The organism is Chitinimonas sp., from assembly GCF_041904975.1.
GTDB lineage: Bacteria > Pseudomonadota > Gammaproteobacteria > Burkholderiales > Chitinimonadaceae > Chitinimonas.
In genome coordinates this window covers 1-12,980 of sequence record NZ_JAYRLZ010000112.1, presented here as the reverse complement: position 1 = coordinate 12,980, position 12,980 = coordinate 1, and the positions used below count along the sequence as shown (strand labels likewise).

Annotated in this window: 11 protein-coding genes; 4 read left to right on the top strand and 7 right to left on the bottom strand. The window is 62.1% G+C overall.

Annotation, left to right across the window (positions count from 1 at the left end; translation table 11 throughout):
• The 3 genes from ACE3OH_RS11995 to ACE3OH_RS11985 all read left to right on the top strand — a co-directional run.
• A partial coding sequence (locus tag ACE3OH_RS11995; RefSeq protein ID WP_374352685.1) for an ATP-binding cassette domain-containing protein occupies nucleotides 1-725 on the top strand: 725 nt, incomplete at its 5' end.
• An 89-nt stretch (nucleotides 726-814) separates the two neighbouring features.
• Entirely contained in the window at nucleotides 815-1,957 is a 1,143-nt protein-coding gene (locus ACE3OH_RS11990) for an MFS transporter (RefSeq protein WP_374352682.1), read from the top strand.
• A 150-nt stretch (nucleotides 1,958-2,107) separates the two neighbouring features.
• Nucleotides 2,108-2,650 (top strand): carboxymuconolactone decarboxylase family protein, encoded by a 543-nt coding sequence (locus tag ACE3OH_RS11985; protein WP_374352679.1) that lies wholly within the window; start codon nucleotides 2,108-2,110, stop codon nucleotides 2,648-2,650.
• A gap of 121 nt (nucleotides 2,651-2,771) precedes the next feature.
• Here ACE3OH_RS11985 and ACE3OH_RS11980 read toward each other — a convergent pair whose 3' ends face one another.
• From ACE3OH_RS11980 to ACE3OH_RS11950, 7 genes are all read right to left on the bottom strand, one after another.
• Nucleotides 2,772-3,995 carry an ABC transporter permease gene (locus ACE3OH_RS11980; RefSeq protein WP_374352676.1) on the bottom strand — a complete coding sequence of 408 codons (1,224 nt, stop codon included), beginning with the start codon at nucleotides 3,993-3,995 and terminating at the stop codon, nucleotides 2,772-2,774.
• A complete protein-coding gene (locus ACE3OH_RS11975; protein WP_374352673.1) occupies nucleotides 3,992-4,696 on the bottom strand; it encodes an ABC transporter ATP-binding protein in 705 nt (234 codons plus the stop codon). Before ACE3OH_RS11975 ends, ACE3OH_RS11980 begins: the two co-directional genes overlap by 4 nt.
• Nucleotides 4,693-5,916 carry an efflux RND transporter periplasmic adaptor subunit gene (locus tag ACE3OH_RS11970; protein ID WP_374352670.1) on the bottom strand — a complete coding sequence of 408 codons (1,224 nt, stop codon included), beginning with the start codon at nucleotides 5,914-5,916 and terminating at the stop codon, nucleotides 4,693-4,695. Before ACE3OH_RS11970 ends, ACE3OH_RS11975 begins: the two co-directional genes overlap by 4 nt.
• Before the next feature lie 12 nt (nucleotides 5,917-5,928).
• Nucleotides 5,929-6,597 (bottom strand): Yip1 family protein, encoded by a 669-nt coding sequence (locus ACE3OH_RS11965; protein ID WP_374352667.1) that lies wholly within the window; start codon nucleotides 6,595-6,597, stop codon nucleotides 5,929-5,931.
• A gap of 196 nt (nucleotides 6,598-6,793) precedes the next feature.
• On the bottom strand, nucleotides 6,794-10,096 hold the full coding sequence (locus tag ACE3OH_RS11960) for an efflux RND transporter permease subunit (RefSeq protein ID WP_374352661.1): 3,303 nt from the start codon (nucleotides 10,094-10,096) through the stop codon (nucleotides 6,794-6,796).
• Between the two features lie 78 nt (nucleotides 10,097-10,174).
• Nucleotides 10,175-11,359 (bottom strand): efflux RND transporter periplasmic adaptor subunit, encoded by a 1,185-nt coding sequence (locus ACE3OH_RS11955; protein ID WP_374352658.1) that lies wholly within the window; start codon nucleotides 11,357-11,359, stop codon nucleotides 10,175-10,177.
• Nucleotides 11,360-11,382: 23 nt separating this feature from the next.
• The gene (locus ACE3OH_RS11950) at nucleotides 11,383-12,222 is read right to left on the bottom strand and encodes a TetR/AcrR family transcriptional regulator (RefSeq protein WP_374352655.1); all 840 of its coding nucleotides are present in this window, start codon (nucleotides 12,220-12,222) and stop codon (nucleotides 11,383-11,385) included.
• A 302-nt stretch (nucleotides 12,223-12,524) separates the two neighbouring features.
• Here ACE3OH_RS11950 and ACE3OH_RS11945 point away from each other — a divergent pair.
• Nucleotides 12,525-12,980, top strand: a 456-nt coding sequence (locus ACE3OH_RS11945) for a hypothetical protein (protein WP_374352652.1), incomplete at its 3' end; no start/stop codon positions are given.

The following is a 12,980-nucleotide window of genomic DNA, read 5'->3' as shown; positions in this document are numbered from 1 at the left end:
CGCTCTGGCATTTACAAAAGCTCGATGGCAAGGCGACTGAGCAGGAATTGCGCAACTTCCTCGGCGGCTTTGATTTCCGCGGCGAGATGGCGACTGGCCCGGTCGAGCCGTTCTCCGGCGGCGAGAAAGCGCGCCTCGCCCTGGCGATGATCGTCTGGCAGCGGCCGAATCTGTTGCTGCTCGATGAGCCGACCAATCACCTGGACCTGGAAATGCGCCATGCGCTGACCCTGGCCTTGCAGGACTATATCGGCGCCATGATCGTCGTCTCGCATGACCGGCATCTGCTGCGAGCCACCACCGATCGCTTCTGGCTGGTGGAGGCGGGCCGGGTGCAGCCCTTCGATGGCGATCTGGACGATTACAAGCGTTACCGGCAAGACAACGAGGTTCGGCCCGGTGCGGCGCCCGCTGACGATGAGCCGCTTGATCGCAAGGCGCAAAAGCGTGCCGCGGCCGCGCCACGCCAGCGTATTTCGCAGTTGCGCAAGCCGCTGGAGAAGGAGCTTGCCCAGGTAGAGAGTCAGCTCACTCGGCTCAATGAGGAGAAAGCCACGCTGGATGCCGAACTGGCCGGCGAAGCGATCTATGCGGCCGAGCAAAAAGAGCGCCTGAAAGATACCGTGCGCCGCCAGTCCGAGGTGGAAATTCGTCTGGGTGAAGTCGAAGCGCGCTGGCTGCAGCTCCAGGAACAACTGGAAGCCCTGTCGGCCGATATTGTGTAAACTTCATGTAAGAATGATGGTGCATCCATCGTTGTCCATGGGCCGGCCCGCGAGGCCGGCCTTTGCCTTTCTCCAGAGCGAACTCTCGCATGCGATCTGAACCCACCGCCCATCCAGCCTGGCTAGAGCGGGCTGCCATTCCTGCCTTGTTTCTGTTGTTGGGCGTGATCTACGCCAGCTGGGCTGCGCGCTTGCCTGCCGTGCGCGATGCGCTGTCGCTTGATCCGGCCACCTTGGGCACCGTATTGCTTGGTGGTGGCATTGGCGCCGTGACATCGTTTCCGCTATCGGCCTGGCTGGTAGGCCATTTTGGTGCCCGCCGTGCCGCACTGTATGCCGGCATCGGCCTGTTACTGATCCTGCCGGTACTGGCGCTGTTGCCTCTGTGGTGGGCGCTGCTGGCCGGTATGGTGGCGATCGGGGCGGCCAGCAGCAGTTTCGATGTGGCGATCAATGCCCTGGGGGCCGAGGCGGAACAGCGCGCCGGGCGCTCCATCATGTCCTTGCTGCATGCCTGGTTTTGCGTCGGCACCTTCGCCGGCGCCTTGCTGGGCAGTGCTGCGGCAGCGCTCGGTCTGCCGCCGTGGGCTCACTTCGTGCTGATCAGCGTGGTGCTGGCGCTGCCGCTGGCACTCGCTTATCGCGTACTGCCCTGTGACCAGCCCGATGCCGAACTCGCCAAGAAGCACTTTGCCATGCCGCATGGCGCGCTGGTCTGGCTTGGTGCACTGGCTTTCCTCGGTGCCATTTCCGAGGGATCGCTGACCAACTGGATAGCCCTGTTCCTGCGCGATCACCTGCACGCCAGCGAGGCGGTTGCGCCGCTGGGCTATGCCGCCTTTGCCGGCGCCATGCTGGTGGCACGTCTGCTCGGCGATGGCCTGAAGGAGCGCCATGGTGCGCGGCGCCTGGTGGCCTTCAGCAGCCTGCTGGCGGCCTTCGGCATCAGCCTTGCCTTGTTTGCCCCGAATATTGCCTTTGCTGCCTTCGGCTTTGCCCTGGCCGGCCTTGGCGTCGCTGCCGTGTTTCCTTGCGTATTCAGCGCCGCCGGTCGCGAAGGGGCTGCGGCACTGGCGGCGGTGGCCACGCTTGGCTATAGCGGCTCTCTGGCCGGGCCACCGCTGATGGGGTTCATGGTGCATGGCTTTGGCCTGCAAGGCGGCATGGCGTTGCTGGCCGTCGTCAGCGTGGTGGTCGCGGTGGCAGCGGGCTCGGCGCGCTTGCTGCGTTAAGCGCGCTCGGTTCAAGAGGGGTAACTATTCCGTATTTGGGAATATTCAATTCAAAAATTCATGGATTCTGCTTGTTTGGTAAACGGCGCATAGTGTCGTCACTCGCAGCACACCGGGTGCTGCAGTAAGCTAACCAACAAGGAAATCACCATGAGCCGCATTGCCATCCCTAGCGTTGAAACCTCCCTCGAAGCCAGCAAGCCGCTGCTGGCAGCCGTCAAGCAACAGCTTGGCGTGGTGCCGAATCTGATGAAGCTGGTCGGCAACAGCCCCGCCGCGCTGGAAGGGTATATGTCGCTCAATGGCGCGCTGAACAAGTCCAGCCTCAATGGTGCACTGCGTGAGCGCATTGCCCTGGCGGTCGCTGAATACAATGGCTGCGACTATTGCCTGTCGGCTCATACCTATCTGGGCCAGAACGTCGCCAAGCTCAGCTCGGACGAGATTGCCGCCGCGCGTGATCACCAGAGCAGCGATGCCAAGACCTCGGCCGCGCTGAATTTTGCATACCGGGTTGTTGCGGACCGTGGTCGGGTCAGCGACCAGGAACTTGCCGCCGTGCGCGCCGCCGGTTTCAGCGATGCTGAAGTCATCGAAATCGTGCTGCTTGTGGCGCTCAATGTACTGACCAACTATGTGAACAATGTCGCCCATACCGATATCGACTTTCCGGTGGTGAAGGCCAAGGGCTGATCGCCAGCCTTGGCAGAGCCTCCCCCGGCAAAGGGGGAGGTCGGGCGATGGGGCCACTTACCGTCAATGCGATCGATGCACCCGGCCAGTTGAACGGCCCGGAGCGTGCGCCAGTCTTGATTCACTCGTAGCGCAGCGCCTCGATCGGATCGAGATTGGCGGCTTTGGAGGCTGGCATGATGCCGAACACCACGCCCACCAGGGCGCAGAACAGGGCGGCGCCGAGGCTGGCCCAGAGCGGCACGATGGCGGGCGGAAAGTTCGGGATCAGCATGGCGATGCCGTGGCCCAGGCCATAACCGATAGCAATGCCGATCAGGCCGCCGATCAGGCTGAGCAGGCCGGCTTCGATCAGGAACTGCACCAGGATATCGCGCCGGGTGGCACCGAGCGCCTTGAGGATGCCGATTTCACGGGTGCGCTCGGTCACCGATACCAGCATCACCGTCATGATGCCGATGCCGCCCACCAGCAGCGAAATGCCGACAATGCCACCCAGCACCAGGGTGCCCATGCTGGTGATCTGCTCGAACGTCTTGGCGATCTGGTCAGGGGCGCGAATCTCGAAGTCGTCGGGCTGGCTGGCGCGCAGGCCGTGGTTGATGCGCAAGGCGCGCGTCACCCTGGCCTTGACTGCGTCGATATCGGCGATATTCGCCACGGTGAAATTGATATCGAACTGCACCTTGGACTGGCTGCCCTGCAGCGCCACCGCGGTGTCGAACGGAATCAATACATACTGGTCCTGATTGAAACCGAGCACCTCGCCACGCGGCTCCATCACGCCCACTACCTTGAACCACTCATGGCCGAGCTGGATATAGCTGTCGATCGGTTTGGCCGGCAGTTTCTGGTCTTGCCGAACCTTTTCGCCGATCACCGCCACGCGGCGGCGGCTGTCATTATCGGCACGCACCAGAAAGCGACCCTGATTGGTAAAGCGGCGCTCGATCAGCTGGTATTCCGAGGTAATGCCATATACCGCCGGCGCGGTGGATTCGGCGCGATAGCTGACCTTGCCGATCTGGGCGCGCATGGTCGGGGCGACATGGCCGATGCCTTCGATGCGGTAGCGCAGCAAGTCCAGATCGGTGGTTTTCAGATAGCGGATATCGCCGCTCAGATAGTTTTCGCGCTTGTTCAGCGCATCCACGGTAAGCGAGCTGCCGCCCAGATCAGCGAACTGTGCCGAGATCGAACTGCTAAAGCCCTGCATCAGCGCCACCACGGCCACCACTGCCGCCGTGCCGATCAGGATGCCCAGGGTAGTCAGAAAACTGCGCAAGCGGTTGGCGAGGATATTGGCCAGCGCGGCGCGCAACGCTTCGATGATCACGATCATCATGCTGGCACCGCGCTTTCGGCTAGGCTGTCGAACACGATATGGCCATCGCTGACCCGTACCGTGCGCTGGCAATGGGCGGCGATATCCGGTTCGTGGGTGACCAGCACCACGGTCTGGCCATCGCGGTGCAGGGCATCGAACAGCGCCATGATTTCCTCGGAGGTTTTCGAGTCGAGATTACCGGTCGGCTCGTCGGCCAGCAGCAGGGAAGGGTGGCCGACCAGGGCGCGAGCCACCGCCACCCGCTGCCGTTGCCCGCCCGATAGCTGGTTGGGACGGTGGCGCAGCTTGTCGCCCAGCCCGACCCGCCGTAGCGATTCGCTCGCCAGCTTTTCACGTTCGCGCAGCGGCAGGCCGCGGTATACCAGTGGCTGGGCGACATTGCCGAGCACATCCATGCGCGGCAGCAGATGAAAGCTCTGGAACACAAAGCCGATTTCCTGATTGCGGATGGCAGCCAGCTCGTTGTCATTGAGGGTGGCGACATCGCGATCATTGAGCCGGTAGCTGCCGCTGGTCGGGGTGTCGAGGCAGCCGATCAAATTCATCAGGGTGGACTTGCCCGAGCCCGATGGCCCGACCAGGGCCACATATTCATTGCGGGCGATATTGAGGCTGACGCCGCGCAGCGCCTCGAAGTCGGTATCGCCAAGCCGGTAGCGCTTGACGATCTGCTCCAGCACGATCAAAGGCTGGCTCATGCCTTCTTGTCCTTCTTGTCGCTGTGCTTGGCCTTTTCTTCCGGCTTCTGGGCGCGCACCGCATCGCCTTCCTTGAGATCGTTCAAGGTCTTGCCCGGGCCGACAATCACCGTGTCACCGACCTTGATGCCGTCGAGCACTTCCTGCCAGCGGTCATCAGAAATGCCGACCTTGACCGGCTGCCGGTGCGTTTTACCCTCGCGCGCTACAGCGATAAAGCGGCGGGTCTGCTTGCTCGATTCATCTTCCTCGCTGATCACCGCCTCTACCGGCACCGCCAGCCGTTTGTTGCCATCGCCCAGCAGGATTTCGGCGCGGGCGCTCATGCCCGAGCGCAGCTTCAAGGTCGGGTCGGGGTTAAGGCTCACCGTCACCTTGTAGTTGCGGCTTTGTGAGCCGGTGGCGTCGCCGCTGCTGCTCAATGCAACCTTTTCCACCTTGCCTTTGAGCGGCGTATCCGGGTAGGCGGCCGGGTAGATATTGACCGGCTGGGCCAGATTGACCTTGGCGATATCGCCTTCATCCACCTTGAGTTCGGCCTGGATGGCCGAGGTATCAGCCAGGGTAAGCAGCTGGGCACCGGCCTGGGCTGAGATCGACGGAATGGCGGTTTCGCCGACCTTGATCGGCAGGCTCACCACCCGGCCGGCAATCGGCGCGCGGATTTCGGTCTTGCCCAGCTGCTCGCGCGCTTCTTTCAAAATGGCATCGGCCCGCTTCAGTGCTTCCTGATTGGCGCGCAAATCCACTTCGGCTACCTGGAGCTGGTTACGGTCGAGGTCGAATTTGGACTGGTCGACCATCTTGGCCTCGAACAGCTTGCGCGTGCGCTCGAACTGGCTGCGGCGCAGCTCCAACGTGGCGCGCAGCTGCTCGATGCCGACCTCGGCCTGGCGGCGGCTGGCCTGCTCGCGCTCGATGGCATTGCGGTAGCTGACCGGATCAAGCCGCATCAGCAACTGGCCGGCTTTCACATCGCTGCCTTCCTCGATCAGGATTTCCGCTACCCGTGCGGTGACTTCCGAGCGCAGATTCACTTCATCGCGATAGGCGAGGGTGCCCGATGCCAGGATGGTAGGGCGGATATCCTGCATGGCCGCCGCCTGCATATCAACCGGCTTGGCATCGCCGCTGCTGCGTGATTTGGCAAACAGCGGCAGGCCGATCACCGCGATGGCAAGCACGAGACCCAACCATTTTTTCTTGAACGGCAAACGCATGAAAGCTCCGGATCAATGTTTTGCGAGAATGAATGCTGCCCAGCCGCCATAAATCAAAATGGTGGGCAGGGCGTTGACAAACACGGCCTGGCCCCAGCCGGCGCCGGTCCAGTTGCGCCAGCCAATGGCGCCAAGACCGATGGACCAAAAGCTGAGCAGATCGAAGCCGCCCGCCAGCTTTTTCCACGGGTTGTCTGTTGCAAGATGCACCAGCAAGGGGTCGATATGGGTGAGCTGCAAGGATTCCATGGCGGTTTGCGGATTCATGGTCAGGGCGCCGACTACCAGTACCGCCATACCGAGCACGCCGGGTACCGAGGTCCAGCAGGTAAAGCCGAACCAGGCACCATAGCCCTGACGTGCACCGGCAATCTTGGCTGCCAGGGTGTAATAGCCGGCCATCAGGGCAAACACGATCAGGATGCCGATCGGCCCGCCGATGGCCGAGCTCCACTTGATCAGATTCACGCTGACCTGCTCGCGCACGGCCGCCCGCTGTGCCGGATCCACCTGGGCCACCATCTGGTCTTGCAGCCATGCCACATCAACGCGCTGGAAATACACCAGCATGGCCACCGCAGTACCTATGGTGATCAGGAGCAGGGGCAGCAGGAAATTCGGCTTTTCCTTCAATTCGCTCCAAAGCTTGTTTGGCTCGGTCAGGGCGGAAATCAGTTGCATGGCGTTCTCCCGGTCTGTGGCTGGAGGCGGGGCCTCCTGTTGGTTTGTTGACCGGCGATGTTAGTGCGCCAGCCGGGCGCTGCGCCAGTGGCAGAGCGGCGAAACACGAATTGCGCCTGTCAAGATGGGGATTTGCGCGATAAGTGACGACAACACGCAACACAAGGCCCGCCGGAGCGGGCCCTGTGCTGGTATATCAGCGTCCTGCGCTGGCTTGCGGGTCCAGCGTGGCGCCGTCATCGAGCGACTGGGCATGCTGGCTGCGGAACAATTGCTTGAGCCAGCTGGTGAAGTCGTCCAGATAGGTGAACACCACCGGTACCACCACCAGGGTGAGCAGGGTGGAGGTGATCACCCCACCGATGATGGCATGCGCCATCGGAGCGCGCTGTTCGGCGCCTTCGCCCAGTGCCAGGGCCAGGGGCAACATGCCGCCTATCATGGCAAAGGTGGTCATCAGGATCGGGCGCAGACGTACCCGGCCGGCTTCCACCATCGCTTCAAAGCGCGCCATGCCCTGTTCGCGCAGCCGGTTGACAAAGTCGATCAGCAAAATCGCGTTCTTGGTCACCAGGCCCATCAGCATGATGATGCCGATGATGGAGAACAGATTCAGCGTGCTGTGCCAGGCCATCAGGGCAAGGAATACGCCGAGCAGGCTCAATGGCAAGGAGGTCATGATCGCCAGCGGCTGGAAAATGCTGCCGAATTGCGAGGCCAGCACCAGGAAGATGAACACCATGCCTATCATCATCGCAATACCGGCAAAGCCTGCCGACTCGGTCATGAATTCATTGTCGCCTTCCTGCACCTGACGATAGCCCGGTGGCAGCTGGATGCTTTCCAGCATCTTGTCGATTTCCGGTTGCACCTTGCTGATCGGCACGCCGTCCACATCGGCATTGATGGTCACATTGCGATACTGGTCGCGACGCTTGATCAGGGTCGAGGTGCCGGCGTCCTTCACGGTGGCGACTTGCCCCAGCGGAATCATTGCCACCTGTCCGGTGCTCGGGTCGATATCGCGGCTGGCTATCGGCAGACCGGCCAGGTCTTCCGAAATACGGCGGCTGGACTTGGGCAGACGCAGTACCACGTCGAGATTGTCGCCGTCCGGTGCGCGCCAGGTGCTGATTTCATCGCCGGCGATCAAGGGGCGCAGAGCAGCACCGATCTGGCCGATGGACAGGCCCACCTGTGAGGCCAGCTCACGGTTCACCTCGATGTCCACCGAAGGCTTGGCCGCACGCAGCGAAGTCTTTACCTCGGTGACATGCGGGATGCGCTTGAGGCGATCGGCGATATTCTCGGCAATACGCTTGAGCTCATCGAGGTCCTTACCCTGCAGCTGGATGGCAATCGGGCCGTCACCGCCGCCACCACCGCCACCACCACCGCTGACGCTGCGAATCTCCACGCCAGCAATCCGCTCCAGACGTTCGCGCACCCGCTTGACCATCTGCTCCTGGCTGACGGTGCGCTCTTTCTTGGGCAGCATGCGGATACGTACATTGATGATGTGCTTGGAGTCGCTATCCACCGAGGTGTAGAGCTCATTGATTTCCTTGAACTCGCGCAAGGCCGCCTCGGCCTGACGTGCCTTGCTGGTGGTGTAGTCGATGGCCGAGCCGACCGGCGTGCGCATATCCACATAGATGCGACCGACGTCGGCCTTGGGCATGAATTCACCTGCCACCAGGCCGGTAGCCGGAATGGCCAGGGCCAGCACAAAGGAGGCAATGCCACCGATCACCACGATAAAGCGGTGCGACCAGGTCGGTTTGCCGGCAAAGCCCGACTTTACCCAGGCACGGGCGCGCGGCCGGAACAATAGCGCCACCACGGAAATCGGGAAGAACAGCAGGGCCAGCGGCAACACCAGCCACTTAGGCAGGCTGATGCGCTCCTCCGACAGTACCCAGGCGATGGTGCGGCCATAGAAGGCGGATACCTTGTCCAGCCAGCGCTCGAAGCCATCGAGAATCCGCCCGAAGATGCCGCCATGCTTGCTGCCATGGATGTGCGGATCGTGCCAGATCGAGCTCAGCATCGGGTCGAGGGTGAAGGACACGAACATCGAGATCAGCACCGAAGCACATACCGCGATACCGAACTGGTAGAAGAACTTGCCGATGATGCCGCCCATGAAACCGACCGGCAGGAAAACCGCGATGATGGTCAGGGTAGTGGCCAACACCGCCAGACCGATTTCCTGGGTGCCATCCATGGCGGCTTGATAGTGGCCCTTGCCCATCTCGATATGGCGCACGATGTTCTCGCGCACCACGATGGCGTCGTCCACCAGCAGGCCGATACAGAGCGATAGCGCCATCAGCGTCATTACGTTAAGGGTGAAGCCGAACAGGTGCAGAAAGAAGAAGGTGCCGATCAAAGCCACCGGCAAAGTCAGGCCGGTGATCACGGTCGAGCGCCAGGAGCCGAGGAACAGCCAGACAATCAGCACGGTAAGGGCGGCCCCTTCGAGCAAGGTAGCGCGCACGTCTTCCAGCGAATTGCGTATGCCCTTGGACGAGTCATTCACCACGCTCAGCTGCACGCCGCTGTCGGCCACTTCCTTGTTGAGCTTTTTCACCATGGCTTTGACGCCATCGGTTACTTCGATGGTATTTGCGCCGTCGATCTGACGGATATCGATGGAAATGGCGCGCTTGCCATTCACCAGCGATAGCGAGGTCTGTTCTTCGGCGCCATCTTGCACGGTGGCGATATGGCCGACGGTAATCACCTGGCCGCCATGCCGCGCGACGACGATCTGGCGGAAGCCATCGGCATCCTTGATGCGGCCGCGCAGCTGGACGATGCGCTCGGTGCGCTCGAATTCGATATTGCCAAGCGGAATTTCCTCGTTTTCGCTACGCAAGGCCGACACCACCTGATCGGCCCCGACACCGAGCGCGCGCATCTTGGCCGGGTCGATTTCCACCCGCACCTGGCGCTGCAATCCGCCCACCAGGGTGGCGGTGCCGACACCGGAAATGGTCTGGAACTGGCGCAGAATGGTCTGGTCGGCCAGCACGGTCATCTGCCGGGTGTCGAGCTTGTCGCTGGTCAGCGCCACCGAGATGGTCGGCCGGTCATCATTGCGCGCCTGGATGATGCGCGGCTCCTTGATTTCGCGACGGAAGTCGACCTTGGCCTCTTCCACCTTGTCGCGCACATCGCGCATCGCTTTTTCGGTATCGGTGCTCAATTCAAACTCGGCCACCACGACCGATTGGCCGTTGTAGGAGTCGGAATTGATGTGCTTGATGCGCGGCAGCGATTGCAGCTTTTCTTCAATGCGCCGCGATACCTCGGTTTCGACGATTTCCGGTGATGCGCCCGGGTAGGCGGTCACCACCACCACGAAGGGGAACTGCACATTGGGCATTTCTTCCACCGGCAGGCGGAAATAGGCGGCGAGGCCGAGTACCACCAAGGCCACCATCATCATGGTGGCGAGCATGGGGTTTTTAATACTGAGACGGGTGAACCACATGACAGGGTTCCTTCCTGAGGGGAAATCGGGGCAAATCAACGCGCCCGGGCGGCTTGGCCCGGGCAGGACGGTGGCGAATCAGCCGGCTTTCTTTGCATCGACCTTGGCAGGTTCGCCGGCATGAGTGTCGTCCGGCAACTTCACCTGCTGGCCGGCCTTGATATTGTCGAGCTTGGCGGCGACTACCTTGGTGCCCACCTTCAGGCCGGCGCCGATTGCGGCGGTCTTGCTGATCTGGTTGATCAGGCCTAGCTGCACCTTGTGTTCGACCAGTTTGCCGTTCTCCACCGCCAGCACATAGGGCGCCTTGCCATCGAGGCCGCGCAGTGCCGACAAGGGCAAGTGATCGGTTTCCGCCGCCGCAACCGCGACCTCGCCCTGGGCAAACATGCCGCCGCGCAGCTGGCCATCGTCGTTTTTCAGGCGGATATAGACCGGCACCATGCGGGTGCCGTTGTCGGCCATCGGTGCGATGCGCTCGACCCGGCCGGTAAAGCTGCGGCTGGAAAATCCCTCCACGCGCAGGCTGACCGCCTGGCCTGCCTTGATGGCCGGCAATTCGGCCAGTGCGACCTTGGCCTCGAACTCCAGATCATGCAGATCAACCAGGCCAAACAGCTTCTGGCCGATGGCTACACGCGAGCCGACATCGACATGGCGCTCGTAAATCACGCCGGCAAACGGGGCGCGCAACGTGGCGTGGTCGAGCGACTTTTGTGCCAGTGCCAACTGGGCTTCCTCGGCCTTCACCTGCGCCTGTGCCACGGCGTACTTGCTCTCGGTGGCATCGTGGCTATTCGGGGAAATAAAGTGCTGCTTAAGCAGGTCGGTGCTGCGCAGTCGGTCTTTTTCGGCCAGCTTCAGCTCGGCACGGGCACGCTCGAGATTGGCGGCGCTGGCGGTCACCCGGTCGCGCAATTCGCGGGTATCGAGCCTTGCCAGCAACTGGCCTGCCTTCACCGATTCGCCATTGCGCACCAGCACTTCGGTGGCGATGCCTTCCACCTCGGCGCCGATCAGGGTCTGCTTCACCGGGCTCAGCGTGCCGGACAGGGCAACCGGCTGGGTCAGATAGCCATGCTCGACGGTGGCAAGGTCAGAGTGCGACAGCTCCAGCACGGTAGGCGCCTTGGCTTTTTCCTTGTCTTTCTCCTGGGCGGCCTGGCTCGGGTGGCTGACCAGCCAGCCGCCGATACCGATCACCAGGGCGACTGCGATGGCCACGGTCTTGCGGGAAAAGCGGGTTTGGGCAGTGTGGGTCATGTTGGTGTCCTTGTGGGGATGGTTCATTGGCTGGAATCCGCGGCTTGGCGCGGCGCCAGTCCCTGCCAGAGCAGGTCGATGATTTGCGGCAGCAATTGTTCCAGATCGATCTTTTGCGGATTGACCAGCCAAGCGATGATCAGGCCGTCCATCAAGGCGCTCCACAGCATGGCCAGCAAGGCAGGGTCGGCGGGAGGTTGCTGGCCGCGGCTTTCATGCTGGCGGCGAATCAGCTCGGCCGACATGCCGTAGGACGCCTGATAGGCGGCGGCCAGCCGGCTGTTCACCTCCGGGTCGCGCGCCTGGCTCATGAATTCCAGCAACAGGCGCGGCCAGTCCGGGTCTTGGCGCACCCGCTCCAGCACGCTGGCCAGCAAAGCCTTCAGGCCCTCTTTCGGATCGCTGTACTGTGCGTCTTGCGCCATCGCTTGCGGCAGATGCTCATCGAATTCCTGCTGGAAGCGGCTATCGAGCAAGGCGAAGAACAGATCATTCTTGCTTTTGAAGTGCCAGTACACCGCGCCCTTGGTCAGGCCGGCATCGGCCGCCACTTCGTCGAGCGAGGCGCCCAGATAGCTCTTGCGCGAAAACACCCGGGCAGCTGACGCCAGGATGCGATCGCGTGTATCGATCGGTTCCGGTACATCGCCATCGAGCAGGGCGGGCAGATTCTCGCGCGGGCCGAGCAGCCGCTTTACGGTTTGCCAGGGCAGGCCCGCTTCGGCGGCAATGTCGCCGTAGTTGACCTCGGCGGCCGGCTTGCGTTCCGCCACGGTTTTGAATGCCGCCATCGCTTTGCGCCGTGCCGCTGTTGCATCGAGCGGCTCGTTGCGTTCCATTGCCTTGGGAGTCGATTGGGTCACAGGGGGTTCTCAAATAAGCATACTTGACGGTATTTTATAAATCGAGACGTGGAAATGTAAAGCTGAATTCGCATCTGCCTGGCGCCGGCGATCGCCGCTTGCTCTGGCCGGGCATCTGGCGGACTGGATGAAAGCCCGGCGCAAACGCCTTGCGCCGGTCGGAATCGCTGCGGCACAGCCTATAGTGTCAGGATGACTTTTCTTAGAACTGACCATCGCCATGAGCCCGGTGCCATGGCTGTTGCGAAGATGGGCGTCGCCGACGACCGGTGGGTCGCCATGGCCAAGCGGGGCAGGCGCTCATGCAGCTGATGCGCCAGTTCGCCGCCCTGGCACTGCGGCCGCGCTGGTGGCGGCGGGTCATGCAGTTTTATCTGCCACTGGCGGTGGTCTGCCTGGTGATGACGGTTGCCTTGTACCGCATCGAGCGCAGCGCGGCGATCGCACAGCAGCAAAGGCAGGCCGGTGACGTCATGCGCGGCATCGAGCGCGAACTCGATGAAATGATCAATGATGCCGCGACCGATCTTGTCCGCCTGGCCAGTGACCATGATCTGATGCAGACCTTGCTCGCCGGCAGCAATTCAAATGCGATCCGCGACGACTTTCTTGCCTTGCTGCGTATCAAGCCGGTGTATACCGACCTTTCCCTGGTCGATGCGCAAGGTCGCGAGCAGCTCAAGGTGCGCTTGCGTCACTCGGTGGCCGCCGTTGCCGAGCCGGCATTGCATGAGCGCTATGCCGGGCGCCCGCTATTC

Excerpts from the sequence above, each read along its gene's own strand:
- ACE3OH_RS11960 (WP_374352661.1), bottom strand. The coding sequence starts at position 10,096 with ATGTGGTTCACCCGTCTCAGTATTAAAAACCCCATGCTCGCCACCATG.
- ACE3OH_RS11985 (WP_374352679.1), top strand. The coding sequence starts at position 2,108 with ATGAGCCGCATTGCCATCCCTAGCGTTGAAACCTCCCTCGAAGCCAGC.
- ACE3OH_RS11955 (WP_374352658.1), bottom strand. The coding sequence starts at position 11,359 with ATGACCCACACTGCCCAAACCCGCTTTTCCCGCAAGACCGTGGCCATC.
- ACE3OH_RS11965 (WP_374352667.1), bottom strand. The coding sequence starts at position 6,597 with ATGCAACTGATTTCCGCCCTGACCGAGCCAAACAAGCTTTGGAGCGAA.
- ACE3OH_RS11980 (WP_374352676.1), bottom strand. The coding sequence starts at position 3,995 with ATGATGATCGTGATCATCGAAGCGTTGCGCGCCGCGCTGGCCAATATC.
- ACE3OH_RS11975 (WP_374352673.1), bottom strand. The coding sequence starts at position 4,696 with ATGAGCCAGCCTTTGATCGTGCTGGAGCAGATCGTCAAGCGCTACCGG.
- ACE3OH_RS11970 (WP_374352670.1), bottom strand. The coding sequence starts at position 5,916 with ATGCGTTTGCCGTTCAAGAAAAAATGGTTGGGTCTCGTGCTTGCCATC.
- ACE3OH_RS11990 (WP_374352682.1), top strand. The coding sequence starts at position 815 with ATGCGATCTGAACCCACCGCCCATCCAGCCTGGCTAGAGCGGGCTGCC.